We start from the raw sequence: 20317 nt of genomic DNA, 5'->3' as shown, positions 1-20317 counted from the left end.
GCAAGTAAAAAAGTGATTTTTTTATTTAAATAAGACCTAACAGGTTTTTAAAACCTGTTAGGTCTCTCCGCAAAGTTGCGTGAGGGATAGGAGCATGCTACCGAAGTAGCGCGGATAGCCCGACCCCGACACGTTGAGAGGGCGTATAAGCGCAAAGTATGTTTGCCCTCTCAATGTGTCGGGGTCACGCCCAAACTATAAAAACAAAAAAGCCCATTCTTAACGAACAGGCTCTTATACTTTTTAAAATTTTTTATTTAAAACCATCTTCTGCGCTTGAATAAAAATACGCCGAAAGAGGATAGAATTATGGAAACTAATAGCAAAATCCAGATTCCATATTTGTTTTCTTCCAGACCATTTGGGACGTTCATTCCGTATAAACTGGCAATAAGAGTTGGAATCATCAATATGATTGAGATTGATGTCATCTGCTTCATGATGTTATTCATATTGTTTGATATTACAGATGCATAAGCATCCATCATACCAGTCAATATGTTACTGTAAATATTTGCTGTGTCTTGTGCCTGACTTAACTCAATTTCGACATCTTCTAATAAATCAAGATCGTAATGTGCTTTATATGCTTTTAGATTTTTAATACGCTGAAACAAAACATCGTTTGCTTTTAGAGATGTAATAAAGAAAACCAAGCACTTTTCTATTTGAAGCAAAGCCTGCAATTCTTGATTTTTAATTGATTTTTCTAAATTATCTTCGGCCAGTCTTATTTTCTGATTGATTTGTTTTAAATATTTTAAATACCAAACACTTGAAGACAAAAGCAATCTCAAAACCCAGTCGAAATTGTCTTTAACCTGAATATTTTTGCGTCTCGAATACAACATAAAATCATATATAACTTCTGTTTTATAAAAAGTGATGGTTACGCAGACATCATCTTTAAAAATTATACCCATCGGAATGGTTTGAAAAGGAAGTTTAATATCGTTACTTTTTATAGGAACACGCATGATAATAAGTGTCCAGCCGTCTTCGATTTCAATACGGGGTCTTTCGTCAATATCTTCAATATCATTGTAAAAAGCTTCTGGAATTTGAAGCTCTTCGAGCAAGTATTTTTTTTCTTCTTCTGATGGATCTTCGATGCTTATCCAGCAGTTCGGAATCCATTTTGATATTTCTAATAATCCATTGTCATTTGTGTAAAAGGCTTTCATTTCAAAATACAGGTTTTTACCGCAGCATTTTGAAAATTTCAAAAGCTGCTTTTAATTAAATACTAACGAATAATAATCGTCCATTTGGAGAAGTGTTTTTTAAGTGGTGCAAAAGTATCCTTTATTTTTAAGAACCGAAACTTTAAACTATTAATTATATATTAAAATGGCACTTTGAGAAGATTTTAAACACATAGAGACATAGATATTGTAAGTGTAAAGAAAGGCGTTTCACTTTTTTTAATAAACATAGCAGGAGTCTGAGTAAACTATGTGGAAGAAATTTGTTTCTCTTTGGTATTCTTTTTAAAAATTAAATTCTATGCCTCTCTGTGTTAAAAATTAATGCAACAAAAAAGCCCGTTCTATATAGAACGGGCTTTAAAATATATTTTGATGCAATATTATTTATTTCTTGCGCTTCTCATTTTTCTTGCTAAAAGCGTATTTTTAAGTAGCATTGCAATTGTCATTGGTCCTACTCCACCTGGAACTGGCGTAATGAACGATGCTTTTTTGCTTACTCCGTCAAAATCAACATCTCCTTTGATAACGTATCCTTTTGGGTTTGAAGCATCATCTACGCGAGTAATTCCGACGTCTATAACAGTTACTCCTTCTTTTACCATATCTGCTTTTAAGAATTCTGGAACTCCTAAAGCTGTGATGATGATATCGGCATTTTTAGTGAATTCTGCCAAATCTTTAGTTCGGCTATGTGTTAATGTAACTGTTGAATCTCCAGGATTTCCTTTACGGCTCATTAAGATACTCATTGGGCGTCCTACGATGTGGCTTCTTCCTATTACAACAGTATGTTTTCCTGAAGTTTCCACTTTGTAGCGCTCTAACAGTTCCATAATTCCGAATGGCGTTGCTGGAATAAAACTTTCCATTTCAAGAGCCATTCTACCAAAGTTAGTTGGGTGAAATCCGTCTACGTCTTTGTTTGGATCAATTGCCAATAAGATTTTCTGCTCGTCGATATGCTTTGGCAAAGGCAACTGAACGATATATCCGTCTAGATTATCATCTTCGTTCAATTCTTTAATTTTTGCTAAAAGCTCGTCTTCTGTAATCGTTTCTGGTAAAGCAACTAAAGTTGAATCGAAACCAATTTCTTGGCAAGATTTCACTTTACTTCCTACGTAAGTTAAACTTGCTCCGTTGTTACCCACTAAAACTGCTGCTAAATGAGGCACTTTTCCTCCAGCTGCTTTTATAGATTGAACTTCGATTGCAATTTCGTTTTTAATGTCGTTAGATGTTTTTTTACCGTCTAGTAGTTGCATTGTGTGTGTTTCAAGTTTAATGTTTCATGTTTGCTTCGCCTAGTCGTCCCTTGGCCTCGGGTCACGTTACTTGCGAAACTTAATATTTTATTGAATCAAAAAAGTTTCAAGTTTTGGTCTCTTAACTTGAAACCTTAAACTTGAAACTCTTTTTATTATTTCGGCATTCCTCCTGGCATACCACCCGGCATCCCTTTCATACCTCCCATCATTTTCATCAGATTTTTTCCGCCTGGGCCCTGCATCATCTTCATCATCTTACTCATTTGGTCAAACTGTTTCATCAGCTGATTTACTTGCTCGACTTTAGTTCCCGAACCTTTAGCGATTCTCGCTTTTCTTTTTACGTCGATAATGGCTGGTTTGCTTCTTTCTCCTGGCGTCATCGAATAAATGATCGCTTCGATATGTTTGAAAGCGTCATCTTCTATTTCCACGTCTTTCATAGCTTTTGAAGCTCCTGGTATCATTCCAACCAAGTCTTTCATGTTACCCATTTTCTTCACTTGCTGAATCTGCGTTAAGAAGTCGTCAAAACCGAATTCGTTTTTAGCGATTTTCTTTTGAAGTTTTCTTGCTTCTTCTTCGTCAAATTGTTCTTGAGCTCTTTCAACAAGAGACACAACGTCTCCCATTCCTAAAATACGCTCAGCCATACGTTCTGGGTAGAAAACATCAATTGCTTCCATTTTTTCTCCAGTACCAACAAATTTGATTGGCTTGTTTACAATCGATTTGATCGAAAGTGCAGCTCCACCACGAGTATCACCGTCTAATTTCGTTAAGATAACTCCATCGAAGTTTAAGATATCGTTGAAAGCTTTTGCTGTATTCACAGCATCTTGTCCTGTCATAGAGTCTACAACGAACAATGTTTCTTGTGGCTGAATTGCTTTGTGAACACGTGCAATTTCGTCCATCATTTCCTGATCTACTGCCAAACGTCCAGCTGTATCGACGATAACAACATTGAATCCGTTTGCTTTGGCATGTTTAATTGCGTTTTGAGCAATTTCTACAGGATTTTTATTTTCTGGTTCTGAGTAAACCTCAACACCTATTTGGTCTCCCACAACATGCAACTGATTAATCGCCGCTGGACGGTAGATATCACACGCTACAAGAAGTGGTTTCTTGTTTTTCTTTGTTTTTAAGAAGTTTGCTAATTTTCCCGAGAAAGTCGTTTTACCAGAACCTTGAAGTCCAGACATCAAAATCACTGTTGGATTTCCTGAAAGGTTCACACCAGCAACATCTCCACCCATCAATTCAGTAAGTTCGTCCTTTACTAACTTAACCAATAATTGTCCTGGCTGTAAGGTTGTTAATACATCCTGGCCAATTGCTTTATCTTTTACTCTAGCTGTAAAATCTTTAGCAATTTTAAAGTTAACATCGGCATCTAGTAACGCACGACGAACTTCTTTTAAAGTATCGGCAACGTTTACTTCTGTAATTTTACCGTGTCCTTTTAATATATGGAACGCTTTATCTAACTTATCACTTAAATTATCAAACATATCATTTTCTTTATATGAAGTGCAAAGATAATCTAATTAGATATTTCAGGCAATTTTTATTTAAATGGTTTTTTTGCCACAAAGTTTGGTTTTGCCACAAAGACACTAAGTCACAAAGCTTATTTTTTTATTTCTTTGAGTAAAAATTATAAAAAAAGGCACAAAGAAAAAACTTTGCGCCTTTGTGTCTTTGTGGCTATGAACCTTTAAAATTGAAAGTAAATGAAAGGCTGTGATCCTGCTACTGCTGTTGCATAAACAATCCAGTACACGAATCCTAAGATTATCGCTTTTACTAATAATGGAGTTTTGTCGAAAACAGATTTCATTCCGTTAGTGAAAGTTTCTGGCAAGAAATGCCAAACATAACCGAACAGCATTAATCCGAAGACATTTTTATAACCTAAAACAATTGTTTTCCAAAGTTCTGGTTCGAATGTTAATTGACCTATATTATTAATTACCTGTAAAGCTGTTTCAAAATCTCTGGCGCGGAAGAAAATCCAACAGAAAACCACAAAATGGAATGTGATCAGGATAGAGAAAAATCTCCACAAGAAATTTGGGCTTTTATCTTTCTTTGACGGAAAAAATTCCATGAATATTTTATGAACTGCTAACGCCAAACCGTGTAATGCTCCCCAAACAATAAACTGCGCTCCTGCTCCATGCCATAAACCTCCTAAAAGCATTGTAGTAAACAAATTGAAATTGGTCACTAAGGTTTGTTTGATTTTGCTTGAAAGCAAAAACGACAAAGCGAAAATTAAAATACTGATTCCTGCAATGATAAGCGGAATTATACTTTCATTATAACAAGACATTCCCCAAAGCAATAATCCGAAGAAGAATAAACTTGGGAATAAATATCCTGCGAAAGAACCTTCTCTGTTTCCTCCAATCGAAATGTATAAAAAGTCTTTTAACCAAGTTGAAAGCGAAATATGCCATCTTCTCCAGAAATCGGTAATCGAAGTGGATTTATACGGAGTTCTAAAGTTGACTGGCAATTTGAAACCAAGCAATAATGCAATACCAATTGCCATATCTGAATATCCTGAGAAATCACAGTAAATCTGAATGGCATATCCGTACGAAGCCATTAAGTTTTCGAACGAAGTATAACTCATCGGCGTATCAAAAACACGATCAACAAAGTTTACAGAGATATAATTTGAAATTACGGTTTTCTTGATTAATCCTCCAATAATCAAAAACAAAGCGTTGTTTACATCTTGTTTGGTAAGATTTAATTTTTGATAAATCTGAGGCAAGAAATCTTTCGCACGTACAATTGGTCCCGCAACTAATTGAGGAAAGAACGATACGAAGAATAAATACTCAATGTAGTTTTTTGTCGGCTTAATTTCTTCTCTGTAAATCTCAATAATATAACTCATTGACTGGAACGTATAAAACGAAATTCCAACAGGAAGAAAAACATTATGCGGTTCAAAATTACCATGAAACATATCATTGTAAGTCACAATCAAAAAGTTCATGTATTTGAAATAGCCTAAAAGTGCCAAATTCAAAATAACACTTATCACCAAGTACAGTTTCTTAACTCCATCTCTGCTTTCTCGATAAATAATCTGGCTCAAACCATAATCTACTACAGATGACAGCAGTAACAGTAAAAAGTAAATACCGCTCGACTTATAGTAAAAGAATAATGAGAAGAGAATAACGTACGTTAATCTCAAATAAAATGTTTTGCGTAAAAAACCATACACAAAATAGAAAATCAAAAATAAACCTAAGAATAAACCGGTATTGAATAAAAGTTTTTCGTCTTCATTATAAACAAACCAACTTTTAACTTGTTCTATTGTAATTGCACCAAAGTTTTGAATGAACCAATTATTAATGCTATCTATTGTTGTCAACTTACTTCTTTAATTTAAAATTATCGTATGATCTTAAAAACGCCTGAGCAAACAGATTTCCTTGTTTCTCGTATCCTTTTTTTGAATAATGAACCCAATCTGGCCCAATTAATCCTTGTACTTTTAATTGTCTGATTCCGCTCATGCCTCCAAATTCATCGTACAAATCCCAAACGGCAAGACCGTCTTTCTGGGCTATATCTATAATCTGTCTCGCATAATTATCAATGTAAGTATTTGGTCTTCGTCTTAACAATGATGGCGGAGGTGTCATTACAATGATTGGCGCGTCTATTTTTTGTGCTCTTATATTATTGATAAACTCTCGTAATTCTTTAATATAATTTTCTGGATCTAAGTGGTCATAGCTTTCATTTGTTCCCAGCGAAAAAACCAGCAGATCAGGATGCAATGATTTCAATTGTTCAAAAAACAACGGATATTTATTGTAATCTGAATATTTAGCTCCGTTCACTCCAATTCCGCTGTAGATAATTCCTGGAGTGTCTTTTTCTAAAACAATTCCGTTTAACTCATAATCTTTTGCTTCTTTGTTCGGAATCAAGAAAATTCGACTTAAAGCATTTTCTGAATTATAATAATGCGAATACGAATCTGCTTTTATTTCCAGCGGAACAAATTCTGACATAGAAATGGTCTTTTGTCTCGTTTCCTTTGTGGCAATTCTTAAAGTTCTTCCCGCTCGGATATTGTTCGATTTTAAATGATTGTCTCTTTTAATTTCTGCAATCGAAACATTGTATTTGTCTGCAATTGTACCAAGCACTTCGCCTTTTTTAATTTTATGCGTAATTACTTTAGGCTCTGTTGTCTGAATAGAATTGATTTTAGACGAAATTGCCAAATCAAACATATTTTGATTTTGCGGCGTAATAATTTTTATAGTATTGAATTTGTATGCTGGATCTTTCACATTCATCTCCATTACAAATCCGCCAGAATCTCTCCAAAGTCCAATTCCGCATAACCCAATCGGGCAATTCTTAACCGGATAAATATTCCTATAACTTTCCCAAGTTCTGTTCGATCTAAAACGTTCGTTATAAGATCCGTTTGTTTTTGCTAATTGATACGGAAATACCAAACCACGTCCTCCATTACCAAATTTCTGTTGCAGTTTTTTTCTGATTTCATTGGTCATCAAATCACCTTGAATGTGAGAATCTCCAATATGTACAATGTTGATTTTTTGATTTTTATGATCTTCGTTTTTTTCCAGTTTCTCAAAAAAATCGCTTATCGCTTTTGCATTATAAATCTGGCCATCAGAAGGTGCATCAATTGCTGCTGTATCCACTTTTTGAATCATACTTTTGGGTGTTGGCTGTACGTCTGTTTTGGGAGTTTTTTCATTTGTTGTAAAAAAAAGACAACAAAAGAAAACCATAAGTTTATTTATCATACACTATCTTTTGTTACTGAAACAGAATCGGGTCTGGCTTTTTTCACTGGTTTTGGCTTAGTCCCTTCTGCATCTCTTTTTTGTCTGAGTCCTTTATATTCTTCGTATCCTTTATTCAATTGTCCATAAAGCAAATTACCAATTGCTTTAGCTCCACGTTGGTTAAAGTGAGTATAATCTTTGTTTGCTTTTGCAGGAGTTTCATCAACCCACTTGATCATAGAGCCATCTCCTCCCATTAGAGTATATAAATTCACAAATCCAGCTTGCGCTTCCAACGCATAATGCTTTTGTGCCTTCATAAGAGGAACCACAGCAGAATCGGTTTTCATCTCCAAATCATATTTCGTCGATTTATCAGCAGTAGACACAATTAAGATTGAAACTCCAGGAAAAGATTCTTTTATTTTATTTACGGTTTTTGTCATTCCTTTTTCATACCAAGAATAATTTTTAGTTCCGTAATTTAAAACATTCGTTCCGTAATGAAGAATAATCAAATCGTATTTCAAACTATTATTGAAAGCTTTCATTACATCTGCATTGAACATCGAAATTGGAAGTCCTGAATTTCCTCTCTGAGAGAAATTATCAACATGAACTCCACTTCCATTATCAAAATTAAATCCGTAAATAGGAATAGAATCTGCTTGAATGAAGTTTGCTCTAAAAGCTTTTAAACTTCCGGACGAAACTTTCAATGTATTCACTAAATTATTTGGAGAAAGACTTTTCTTAAGCGTATCTTTTCCAATAATGAAATTCACTTTTCCTACTTTAGATGAACGTCCATAAAATAATGTTGCATTATCTAAAGAAGTAGAATATTTGTTCAATCCCGCTTCATACTGAACCCAAGTTGAATTGGATTTATCATTGGCAAAAAACACATGTCCGTTAACTCCAAAAGGGCTTACTGGTCTTTTTACGTTTAAGTAAGACTGCGTTTTCCAGTTTTTAGAATAAGAAGATTTCACAGATCCTCTAGAAGCTGCAGATTCTGAAGTAATAGGAACAAAACCAACTCCATTTCCTCCAAAACGTTCTTGATAATTGGTACGAACGTCCTGAACGATTAAATCTCCATCGGTCATAGAATCACCGTAATAAGCGATTCGAACTTTGTTCTGCGGATTTTTTTCTAATTGATACAATTTCTCATAGAAAGAAATCAGATATTGATATCCTTTATAGTTTTCAAATGTTTCTGCAGGAAATTCAATCCCTTCGGTTTCATCAAAAACAATTTTCTGCCCGTTTAATGCTTGCTCACTTTTTGCAATACTGTCTTTGTCTAGCGATAATGAATCGTCTGCAACAGATTCTAAAAGCATACTATCTATCAATATATTTTTAGAATCTAGCTTAGTCTCAGAAAATATTTTATCTGGAAGGATTTGTTTAAACCCAATAAAAGCAACCAGCGCTAAAGCCACGATTGCAAAAGACTGAAAAAAATAAGATTTTGTATTCACCTAATAATTATAATATATGAAGGACTGCGTTCAAAAATTAAACCAATAAAATAATTGTTAACTTATTGCAGAAAAAAATTTGTGCAAAGATAGAATAACATTTTGTTTCTATTTCATTTTAACAAGAAAGTAGAACAAAAAAAAGAGGTTAGAAAGATCCTAACCTCTTTATCAAAAAAAATAAAAAAAACAAAGCTAATGATTAACTAGATTTTTGATGCCGAAGCATTTTGAAGTTAAAAATGAAATATTCTTTATAGTCTTTAGATTTTTTCATTTTTGAAATTATTTTAAAAGAGCATATTGGAATGTTGGATGACCTCTTTCCAAATCAGCTTTTGCACCGCCTGTAAATTTCAATTTATAAACGTTTCCTGCAGGGTCTTTAATTACAAAGAAACGATCCGTTCTTAATACAAATTGAGTCATTGGATTTCCATCAGGACCAGGAGCACTAGTACTTCTCCAATTTGACCCGATATTTCTTTGATCTGCAGTAAATTTAGTATTATCAACATTTGCTAATGTAAAAGCATCATAAGTAAACGCAGAAGTTAAGACTTGATAAGCTTTTGCATTACCATTTAAGTTGTTAGTAACATAATCTGGATAGAAATATGGTACTGTTGTTGCTCCATTAGGAATAACGTTTACGAAAGTTGTAAAGTTAATATCCCATTGATTTTTTTGAGGTTCAACATTTACTACTTTTTTATCAATCAGACTTAAAAATGTGAAATTATATGCACTGTTTTTAGAAATTACAATTTCTTCGTGAGTAGTCGAAGCAATATCAGCATATTGAACCTTGTAATCACTTCCGCTTCTTAAAACTCTAATTTTTTTCCATCCTCTTGTCTCTCCTCCAGCAGCTCCTTCTTTTCCTAAAACGGGAGCGGTAGCTGCAGGCTTGTTACCTAAGTAAAGCAAATATACTTTGTTATCAGAATCTGTAGATGAAATTGCTCCAATAGCCGTTTTTGTAATATCTCCAGCTGAATCATCAACTTGATCAGAAAATCCTGTTCCTTGTGCAATAATCATAGTTTCGTCAGCAACCTGAACTTCATCAATATTACTTGTGGCAAGTTTTTTTACAGCCATTTTAACTGAGCTATTTAATACTACTCTAAAATCAGACCCAGAATAGAATCCTAAATCCCAAGAATTTCTTACCACACTTGTCATTTTTCCACTGCTTAAATCAACATAAACTTGATTTGGCTGTAAAGGACCTCCAACTTCTGGCGCTAAAGCAGTACCTAAAGAAGCCGCTTCATTAAAATTTAACTGAATTGTTTTATTACTAGATATCTGACCCCCAAAAGAAGTTCCTGAGATAGTAAAAACTACATTTTTAACTTCAGATCCAATTGCGTTTTTAATTTTATTAAAAGTAAATTCAACCGAAGTTGCATCTTTTGCAAAAGGTACAACTACTTTTTTTGAAGCAACTGCAGGAGTCGTAGTATAATCTGTAGTATAAACCACTGCTGTTTCAGTTACTTCAAGAGTAATCGTTCCTGCAACAGGAGCTGGCTTAGAGAATTTTATTTGAACTGGCGTTGCATCACTTGTCAAATTATATGAAGTTTCAGCAAACGCAACAGCAACATCTGACTGTGGAGCATTGTCGTCACTATTACATGCTGTAAAAGCAAGAAAGACGAAAGCAAGAATTAAGATAAAGTTCTTTTTCATGGTATTTATTATATATTAATTAAAATTTAGGTTATATGTAAGTTTAAGAAAATAAGAGCGTCCATATCCAAGCATCATCGCTGAGACTCCCCCTCCATGTGCGCCACCAGTAGATCCACCGCCACCTTGTGTAATCTGTACATTTGTGACATTAAATATGTTACGTGCTCCAATTGTAGCTTCAAATTGATTTTTAAAGAATGATTTTCGAATAGAAGCGTCCATCCAGCTGTATGGTTTTATTTCGTTTAAATAAAATTCAGCATTCCCATTGCTATCTGTTCCTGCTGCAAATTGTTGTTGCTGTCCGTTATATTTGTAATAAAGTGCAAATAGTGTGTTCCATTTAGGAATATTGTATGATACGCTCGAATTTAGCTGTAGCGAATACAAGTATTTGTCATCTGAAGTAATATTCAATTCTGCCAAATCAAGTTTTTGTGAAATCCCAACTACAGCCGCGCCCAATTTTAAATTCCAGTTTTTATAAGCGAATTGTTCTGTTGTCGAAATATTCCACATTTTATACTTGTTGATATTGATGTATTTGTATTTCGAAGGAGTAATTTGAGTCAATACCATATCGATTCTATCATCGACATCCAAAAAAGTTACTGCTACATTATTTGCAATCTGCGCACCCGATTTAAAATTGCATAGTCTTTTAAAACTTACTTCATACGAAGTACTGTTTTCTGGAACCAAATTTGGATTCCCTTGCACATTATGATTTGAGTCAACAAAATAGGTGTATAGTTCATCAAAATTAGGTGTGCGATATGATTTTCCCAATGATGCTCTAGCTTCTAATCCTTTTTTGAAAAGATATCTTAATCCCAAAGAGCTTGCGTACTGATCCTTAAAAGCAGTTTGAATCGAGTAGCGAAGTCCTGGACGAATAGACAATTTATCTGACAAACTAATTTCGGCAACCGTAAAAATATCATAATTTTCAAGTCTTTTTCTAACATCATTTGACTGAAGCTGATCGTCTAAGAATGTTCCTGCGGCACTATTATAAAATCCATTTTCGTTCGTGACCTCATAGCCAAGCTGAAAATCAACTTTTTTATTATTAAAGAAGTTGCTAAGAGTCCCTGTAGAATAAAGAACTTCTTTAGACTGATATGTAAATCTATTATTATTTGATTCTTTCTGAGTCTCCATTTGATAATCAAACAACTCGGCATCTCGCTCTTGTTTTTGATGCGAAACAGAAACATTATAATTTAACTTAGAAAAAAGCTTTCCATTTGCATTCAAATGATGGTAAAAACGATTTGTGATATAGCGTTTATCTCGTGCAAAATAAGTTTCTGGAAAAGGATAATTATCTTGAGGAACTAAAACTGGACTATAATAATCTACATTTTCACCATAGTAATCAAACTTATAAAAAACCTTGAAATCAGTTTTTTGATATCCTAACATAGCGTTGCCAACCCATTGTTCTTTCGGTAACCAGCTGTATCCTCTTAAACCGTCATTAACACTATAATCTTTTCCTTGCTTATCATCATAAAACCCTTTAAAATTATTATGATTCCCACCAATATTAATAAACCAATTATCATCAAAGTTATGTCCAACTTTTGCGGACTGAATGTGTCGGCCTTTATCAGTAAGTGAATATTCTTTCCCTACAGTTTCTTCCTGAACAGTAGCACTGATGTCCCATTTATTCGGCCCTCCTTTTTTTGTGATGATATTTAAAATACCACTTACAGCATTAGCTCCGTGAGTTACTCCCATTGAACCTTCAATAATTTCGATGCGTTCTACATCATCAAGATTTACCTGCGTCAAATCAACATTAGTCCCCATTCCTGTATCACTTACCAATGGTATATTATCTACTAAAATTTTAAAATACTGCGAATCCAATCCGAACATTGAAACCGTCGAACGTCCGTCGCTTCCGCTATTCTGCACTGTAATATTTAGATACTGATTTAAAACATCTGAAAGATTATTTGCTGCTAATTGTTTAATATCTTCTTTAGAAATTACACGAACATTAAAAACAGATTTCTTAATTGATTGCGGCTCCAGTTGTCCTGTAACCACAACTTCTGATAATTTTTCAGCTAATTGAATGCTATCTTTCTGCTGAGCAAAAGAATATGTACAAAATAGAAATCCAGCAAAAAGGGTAATTTTAATTTTCATTATTTTTATTCAGTCTTAATAATCATTGCAAATATATAACTATTTTTAATTGTTCTAAATTAAATTTATATATTTGCGAAAATTTTAAAAACAAAACAATAAGTTATGATTTCAAAAAGCCTTTTTTTGTCAGCCGCTATGGCTTTAACATGTGGTCTTGGTTTTAGTCAGGACAAGAAACAACAAGACATAAAATCTATTAAATCGATGTGTGGTTGTTATGAGGTGAAGTTCAATTTCACAGAAACTTTCTCTTATCCAAAAGATTCTCTTACTTATAAACCTTCTGAAACTAAACATGAATCTGCTTTAGAATGGGTAGAATTATTAGAAGATACTCCTAACAAAATTGTTATGCAGCATTTACTTATTGTAAGTCCTGATATGATTATCAAACACTGGAGACAAGATTGGCTTTACGAAAACACAGACTTATACACTTTCGACAAAGGCAATTCTTGGAAATACAAGAAATTAGACAAAAAAGCGGTTAAAGGTCAGTGGACTCAAAAAGTATATCAAGTAGATGATAGTCCAAGATATGAAGGATCTTCAACTTGGGTACACGTTGACGGACAAGATTACTGGGCAAACGTTGCAGACGCTCCGCTTCCAAGAAGAGAGCAGACAAAACGTAACGATTATAATGTTTTAAAAAGAAGAAACATTCACGAAATCACTTCTACAGGATGGAATCATGAGCAAGACAATGATAAACTGGTTCGTGATGACGCTGGAAAAAATGTTTTATTAGCTCAAGAAAAAGGATTTGATGTTTACACTAAAGTTCCAGACGTAAAATGTATTGCTGCTCAAAAATGGTGGAAAGAAAATAATGCATTATGGAAAAACGTTCGCGATAAATGGCAAACTCTTTTTGACAGACACCAAGACTTAAACTTAGAAGCTAAAGTAGAGAGAAAAGCACTTTATTCTCTTTTATTTGATTTGAAACCAGATACTGCAAAAGCAGAAACAGATAAAATCATTGACAAATTTGTTAAGTAATTAGAATTAGTTGTTAAAACGAAAAAGCCGGAAGTTTGAAACTTCCGGCTTTTTTTATTTTTTCACTTCAATTACTGAGCACACTCAGAGTAGGTAACAGCATGTTTTGACAAATCTGTCCATTTTGGATCTGCTGAAGATGCAGTGATTAATTTATCACATCCGCTCCATAATGTTGCAAATTCTTTTTTGTATTCTTTTTTCTTTAATAAAAATGCAGGTGCATCTTTTTTAGCAACATAGTAAGATTTAGCATCTCCACCAACAAATTTAACACCTCCAACTCCAAAAGAAGTAGTTTCTTTTGCACGTGGATCACAATATATTCTAAGTTCTTTACTGAATGCTGGATTCAATAACTGCATTAAAAGTTTTGAAGTTTTTTTCTTTACTTGTACATCTGCTGTTTCAAAATAAGCGTAACCTTCTTTAAGGTACTCTTGGTTCAATTTATCGTCGTTCCATTTTTGGTAATCTGAAATAAAATCTAGTTTTTTAGTTAAATTATCAAGTCCGCTTGGTGGCAAGTACATATGCTTAATATCCTCTGGTTTAAGTTTGTGTTTTTTTCCAGCTGCGTCTTGTAACTTAATAAATTCAATTAACCCTTTGTCTCTATCAATATCCCTGATAGTTCCGCTAAGTTCTGTTCCATCTGTTAGCGTAATGTAAGCTGTTTTACTGTGTGAAAATCCATAAGATGGGTTAATTAAATCTTGAGCTTTAGTTGCTGTACATGCTAAAAAAAGCATCATTAAAAGTAAAGTTTTTTTGATCATTGGTTTTTGGGTTTAAAATTTTGCCTACTCTCGCGATTTTCGGCTTCCTCGGTTACTTTTTACAGTAAAAAACTACCTAAACACTTATATTTACTGGCCTTAAAAGCTATTATTATCAAATATTTTCTTACCGTAAACATAGTTATAAAAACGATATTTACAAATGTTATTTTCTATTTTTTACCCGAAAATTCATTCAGCAAATTTCTTATCAATAAAATAACATATACTTTAATTTTTCTCTAAACACTCCGTATAGAAAGCGTAATTATCTCTTGCAAGACAATAAAAAAAGCCGATAATTAAAGTAATTATCGGCTCTTCTTTACAATATACAAAAACTACATTCTCTCAGGAACTTCAATCCCTAATAATTGAAATGCAGATTTAATTACTTCGGCAACTTTTTGAGAAAGCTGCACTCTGAATATTTTTTTAGTCAAATCAACTTCTCCTAAAATGTGTACTGATTGATAAAAAGAGTTATATTCTTTTACCAAATCGTAAGTATAATTGGCAATTAATGCTGGGCTATGATTTTGAGCCGCATTCTGAATTACTTCTGGGAAAAGCTCGATTTGTTTTACCAATTCTTTTTCTTTTTCATGCAATTCTTCGATTTCTATTTTCGCAGAGAAATCAAAATCTGCCTTACGAATTATCGATTGGATTCTCGCGTATGTATATTGAATAAACGGACCTGTATTTCCAGCAAAATCAACAGATTCTTCTGGGTTGAACAAAATACGTTTTTTAGGATCTACTTTTAAAATGTAATATTTCAAAGCTCCTAAACCAATCGTTTTATACAACTTCGCTTTTTCTTCTGCAGAATAGCTGTCCAATTTTCCTAAATCTTCAGAGATTTGTTTGGCTGTGTCTGTCATATCTTGCATCAAATCATCAGCATCTACAACAGTTCCCTCACGGCTTTTCATTTTTCCAGATGGCAAATCTACCATTCCGTATGATAAGTGATATAAACTTGAAGCCCAGTCAAAACCTAATTTCTGTAAGATTAAGAATAATACTTTAAAGTGATAATCCTGTTCGTTACCCACTGTGTAAACCATTCCGCCAACATCTGGCATATCTTTTACACGCTGAATTGCGGTTCCGATATCTTGTGTCATGTAAACCGCTGTACCGTCAGAACGTAAAACAATTTTTCTGTCAAGACCTTCGTCTGTCAAATCAATCCAAACAGAACCGTCTGGATCTTTTTCGAAAACTCCCTTATCTAAACCTACTTGAACAACATCTTTTCCTAAAAGATACGTGTTGCTTTCGTAGTAATACTTATCAAAATTAACTCCAAGATTAGTGTAAGTCGTTGCAAAACCTTCATAAACCCATTCATTCATTTTTTTCCAAAGGGCAATTACTTTTTCATCTCCAGCTTCCCATTTCTTAAGCATATCTTGAGCTTCGACAATAATCGGCGCTTGTTTTTTAGCTTCTTCTTCTGTTTTGCCAGTTTCGATTAAACCGTTAATTTCATTTTTGTAGGCTTTATCAAACTCTACGTAGTATTTACCAACTAGTTTATCTCCTTTTAAACCAGATGTTTCAGGCGTTTCTCCGTTTCCGAATTTTTCCCAAGCCAACATCGATTTACAAATATGAATTCCTCTATCGTTGATAATTTGCGTTTTATATACTTTTTTACCAGAAGCTTTTAAAATCTCTGCAACAGAATATCCTAACAAGTTGTTACGAACGTGCCCTAAATGCAAAGGTTTGTTGGTGTTTGGAGAAGAATATTCTACCATAACTGCCTTCTCTGCCGGATTTGGAGCCACAAAACCAAATTGTTTCTGGTCTTTTATTTCGTTAAAGAAATTCACATAATAACCATCTGAAATCACAATATTCAAGAAACCCGAAACTACATTAAAGCGAGCAACTTCAGAAACATTTTCTACTAGATAGTTTCCAATTTTATTTCCCAATTCAGCCGGATTACTTTTAATCACTTTTAGCAGAGGGAAAATTACCATTGTAATATCTCCTTCAAACTCTTTTCTGGTAGTTTGAAACTCGATTTTATCAACAGTAACATCAAATAATGCTTGTATTGCTTTTTGTATAGAAGGTGTAAGAATTTGTTGTAATGACATGTAAACTTATTTTAAAGTGAGCAAAGATACTGCTTATTCATCAATTACAGAAAATCAAAAACATATTAAATTCGAGAAAAGAGTTTCAATTTGGTAAAAAAGCACATTTTTTAATTGTTAAAATTATCAAAAAATCAAAAGCTTAATCTCTTACAAAACAGCCAATGAGAAAAAAAATATTTTTTTTTCTAGGATATCTTGTAACATATCGACTGTAAAAGAGTCTTAATAGAGACTTCTTTTTTTTGAAGTCAGGAAAAAACAAAAAAAAGAAAAACTAACAAAACGAAATCATCATCATCAATCAAATCAAAAATAATCAGTAAAAAAATCATGAAATTAAAATTCTTTCTGTTTGCGTTATTAGGTATAATCGCAACTGCACAGGCTCAGAATACTGGAAGTGTTTCTGGAAAAATTACAGAAAAGTCAAACAATGCGCCAATTTCTTATGCCACTGTTTCGCTTAAAGAAAATGGGAAAGTAGTTTCTGGCGTGAATACAGATGATAACGGAGACTTTTCATTTAAAAATATCGCCTTAAAAAGTTACACAATCGAAATTCAGTATATCGGATTTAGAAAATATATTGGTTCTGTTCTTTTGAGTGAAAACAAAAAAACGGCAACGGTAAATGTAGCTCTTGAAGAAGAAGCAACTCAATTAAAAGGTGTTAACATTATTGCAGAACGTTCTACAATCGAACAAAAAATTGATAGAAAAGTAGTTACTGTTGGTAAGGACTTAACAACTGCTGGAGCTTCTGCCTCTGACATTATGAATAATATTCCTTCTGTGAATGTGGATCAGGATGGAAAGCTTTCGCTTCGCGGAAATGATAATGTTCGTGTATTAATTGATGGACGTCCTACAAACATTGATCCTGCTCAGTTATTGAAACAGATTCCATCAACTTCTATTAAAAAAATCGAGTTGATTACCAATCCAAGTGCAAAATATAATCCAGAAGGAATGTCTGGAATTATCAATATTGTCTTGCATAAAAACGCGAATACTGGTTTTAATGGAACTTATAGCGGAGGTATCACTTTTGGCGAAACTGCAAAATACAATCAGTCTTTAGATTTAAACTATAAAACAGGAAAAGTAAACTTCTTTGGAAATGTGGGACAAAACTTTGGAACATACCACAACAAAGGTTTTATCCAAAGATTTGATGAAGATATCACTCAAAAAATTAATGTTTTAAATGATAACGACTCGTACTTGTACAAAATCGGAATGGATTATTTAATCGATGATCACAATACTTTATCTATTTATACCAACCAAAACAAATCTGACGGAAAAGGTTATGTAGACACTGATATTGATTACAATAATGTAACGGGTTCTGATATTTCAAATATTTTGCAAAAATCAAAGTATTGGGGACCAGACCGTGTTGGAACTTACAATTTGGCATACAAACACATCTTTAAAAAAGAAGGTCATACTTTAGATTTTGAGGCAAATTATAGTGATAATAAAGAAACTCAAAATGCTTCTTTTGACACTAAAACTACTAAAATTGACAATAACGCTTCAGATGTTGTATACGATGATTTTCTGCAAGGTACTAGAAAATTAAGCACTGTAAACGTAGATTATGTTAATCCGTTAAACGAAAAAACAACACTTGAAGCTGGAGCTGAAGCAAGAATCACGAGAACGGCTAATGATTATATAACTGGAAATCCTTTATTACCAGTAGCCGACCAAACGTCTCACTATACTTATGACACAGATATTTATTCTGCTTATGTAACATTTGGACAAAAATTTAAAAAGTTCAGTTACCAATTGGGAGCGCGTTTTGAAAGTTATAAAGTTCAGGCTAACTTAAACTATGGTCAAACTAAATTTGATGATGATTATATCACATTATATCCATCAGCATATTTAACTTATAATTTGACTGAGAAAAACACTTTGCAATTAAGCTATAGCCGTCGTGTAGACCGTCCGAGTTTAGAGCAGACAAAACCTATTCGTGAGTTTGCTACTCCATTAGTAACTTCGATAGGAAACCCAGAATTAAGACCGCAATTTACTAACTCTGTCGAAGTAAATTATACTAAAACTCTTGAAAAAGGAAGTTTTACAGCGGGTGTTTTTGTGAGAAGCATTAATGATCAAATCAGCAGAATTTTATATCCAGATCCTAACGATCCAAGTGAGCAAAAGCAAATTATGAGTTATACAAATTTTGATCACAATACTGCTTATGGATTTGAAATGTCATTCAATTATAAAATTACAAAATGGTGGGACATCCAGCCATCGATTGATTTTTCTAGTATTGATCAATCAGGAGTTATATATGGTTTTATTCCAGAAAAAAATGAAATTGGGCCTAAAAATAAAACAGTTACTGTTGCTGCATTTAATGGACGTATGAATTCTAACTTTAAAGTAAACAAACGTTTAAGCTTTTTAGCTTTCGGATTCTATAGAGGCGCTACAGATGGACTTCAAAACAACAGCCACGAAATGTACAAAATGGATATTGGTACGCGTTATACATTGCTAGACAACAAAATGAATTTAAGTGTTCGTTTCAATGACGTATTCAACACTATGAAATATGCTTTCGATACTGAAAATCCTTATCCTCAAGCAGGTCAGTTTAAATGGGAAAGTCAAACGGTATATTTTGGCTTAACATACAACTTTGGAGGTGGAAAAATCAAAAATTTACAGCGTAAACAAAGAGACGACAATACTAACAAAGGCGGGGGCGGAATGTTCTAATCTTGTCTGAAAAGATTTTTTAAATAATTTTTGAATAATTTCTTGTAGAAAAAAAGTCTGGAGCTTGCCAACTCCAGACTTTTTTTGTTTTATTTAAATCTACTAAAAATAAAAAAAGTTTTACTCAACAAATAAAATCTAATTTAATCTACTGAAATCTGTGCAGATCTGAGTGAAATATTTTTGAGAATAATTTTTTACGCAGATTTAAAAAGATTAAAGCTGATTTACACAGATTAAACTTAAGTCATTTGTTAGTGTCGTCCTGCAAATTTTAGTCTATAAAAAATTGCGTAATTCTTTTATTTCTTCTGGATTTGCAATTTCAGAATTATCTGTTATTGCAGATGAATGATAAAAAGTCAGATCTAATTTTTCTTGAAGCAATTTTATATTCGAAGATCGCAAACCGCCTCCAGGCATAATTTCTATTCTATCGCCAGCTAGTTCTTGAAGTCTTTCTAAAGCAACAATTCCTTCTTCAACATTTATGCCTTGACCAGAAGTTAAAATTGTTTTGAAACCGCAGTCAATCACTGTTTCAAGAGATTTTTCAGGATTTTTAACCACGTCAAAAGCACGATGAAAAGTGCATGATAGTGGATGCGCCAAATGCACTAATTCTTTATTTTGCTTTTTATTGACTTTTCCGTTCTCCTTTAAGATTCCAAAAACAAAACCGTCAACACCCAGTTTTTTATAGTGTTTAATATCTTGCTTCATTTCGGTTAGCTCTTCATCCGAATAAACAAAATCACCTCCGCGAGGTCTTATAATAACATGCATTTTTATATTTAAACTTTCACGGACTTTTACTACCAAAATAGAATTTGGAGTAGTTCCTCCCAGTTTCATGTTTTCACATAGCTCAATTCTGTCCGCGCCATTTGCCTGAGCAATTAGTGCCGATTCATAATTAAAACAAGCTATTTCTAGTTGATTTTTTTTCATTTTGATTTTATTAAAAGGGCTTTCGTTTCACTCAGCCTTACAAACTTCAAAA

Annotated in this window: 13 protein-coding genes; 2 read left to right on the top strand and 11 right to left on the bottom strand. The window is 33.3% G+C overall.

The window, feature by feature from the left end:
• Positions 1–257: 257 nt before the first annotated feature.
• The 8 genes from RB618_RS10975 to RB618_RS10940 form a co-directional block, all read right to left on the bottom strand.
• Positions 258–1184, bottom strand: coding sequence for a magnesium transporter CorA family protein (locus RB618_RS10975; RefSeq protein ID WP_308068762.1), 927 nt, complete (start codon positions 1182–1184; stop codon positions 258–260).
• Between the two features lie 404 nt (positions 1185–1588).
• On the bottom strand, positions 1589–2476 hold the full coding sequence (locus tag RB618_RS10970) for a tetrahydrofolate dehydrogenase/cyclohydrolase catalytic domain-containing protein (protein WP_308068761.1): 888 nt from the start codon (positions 2474–2476) through the stop codon (positions 1589–1591).
• Between the two features lie 155 nt (positions 2477–2631).
• The gene (ffh, locus tag RB618_RS10965; protein ID WP_095929402.1) at positions 2632–3996 is read right to left on the bottom strand and encodes a signal recognition particle protein; all 1365 of its coding nucleotides are present in this window, start codon (positions 3994–3996) and stop codon (positions 2632–2634) included.
• A gap of 206 nt (positions 3997–4202) precedes the next feature.
• Entirely contained in the window at positions 4203–5885 is a 1683-nt protein-coding gene (locus RB618_RS10960) for an MBOAT family O-acyltransferase (protein WP_308068760.1), read from the bottom strand.
• Position 5886: 1 nt separating this feature from the next.
• Entirely contained in the window at positions 5887–7308 is a 1422-nt protein-coding gene (locus RB618_RS10955) for a GDSL-type esterase/lipase family protein (RefSeq protein WP_308068759.1), read from the bottom strand.
• Positions 7305–8783: an SGNH/GDSL hydrolase family protein gene (locus RB618_RS10950; protein WP_308068758.1), complete on the bottom strand. Its 1479-nt coding sequence runs from the start codon at positions 8781–8783 to the stop codon at positions 7305–7307. The genes RB618_RS10955 and RB618_RS10950 overlap by 4 nt, the downstream gene beginning before the upstream one ends.
• A gap of 285 nt (positions 8784–9068) precedes the next feature.
• Entirely contained in the window at positions 9069–10484 is a 1416-nt protein-coding gene (locus tag RB618_RS10945) for an HmuY family protein (RefSeq protein WP_308068757.1), read from the bottom strand.
• A 15-nt stretch (positions 10485–10499) separates the two neighbouring features.
• Entirely contained in the window at positions 10500–12653 is a 2154-nt protein-coding gene (locus tag RB618_RS10940) for a TonB-dependent receptor domain-containing protein (protein WP_308068756.1), read from the bottom strand.
• 105 nt (positions 12654–12758) lie between these two features.
• On the opposite strand from RB618_RS10940, the gene RB618_RS10935 reads away from it, so the two are divergent.
• Entirely contained in the window at positions 12759–13661 is a 903-nt protein-coding gene (locus RB618_RS10935) for a DUF6607 family protein (protein WP_308068755.1), read from the top strand.
• Positions 13662–13732: 71 nt separating this feature from the next.
• Here the strand turns inward: RB618_RS10935 and RB618_RS10930 are convergent, their stop codons facing one another.
• Both RB618_RS10930 and argS read right to left on the bottom strand, forming a co-directional pair.
• Positions 13733–14440 (bottom strand): hypothetical protein, encoded by a 708-nt coding sequence (locus tag RB618_RS10930; protein WP_308068754.1) that lies wholly within the window; start codon positions 14438–14440, stop codon positions 13733–13735.
• A 341-nt stretch (positions 14441–14781) separates the two neighbouring features.
• Complete coding sequence (gene argS, locus RB618_RS10925) at positions 14782–16560, bottom strand: arginine--tRNA ligase (protein ID WP_308068753.1); 1779 nt, start codon at positions 16558–16560, stop codon at positions 14782–14784.
• 333 nt (positions 16561–16893) lie between these two features.
• On the opposite strand from argS, the gene RB618_RS10920 reads away from it, so the two are divergent.
• Positions 16894–19314, top strand: coding sequence for a TonB-dependent receptor domain-containing protein (locus RB618_RS10920; RefSeq protein WP_308068752.1), 2421 nt, complete (start codon positions 16894–16896; stop codon positions 19312–19314).
• A gap of 279 nt (positions 19315–19593) precedes the next feature.
• On the opposite strand, the gene RB618_RS10915 is transcribed toward RB618_RS10920, so the two are convergent.
• Entirely contained in the window at positions 19594–20265 is a 672-nt protein-coding gene (locus RB618_RS10915) for a copper homeostasis protein CutC (RefSeq protein WP_308068751.1), read from the bottom strand.
• Positions 20266–20317 lie beyond the last annotated feature (52 nt).

Source organism: Flavobacterium sp. LHD-85 (assembly GCF_030929595.1).
In the GTDB taxonomy this organism is placed as follows: domain Bacteria; phylum Bacteroidota; class Bacteroidia; order Flavobacteriales; family Flavobacteriaceae; genus Flavobacterium.
Note: the sequence above shows the minus strand (reverse complement) of the source record. Positions and strands in the feature narration are given on the sequence as shown.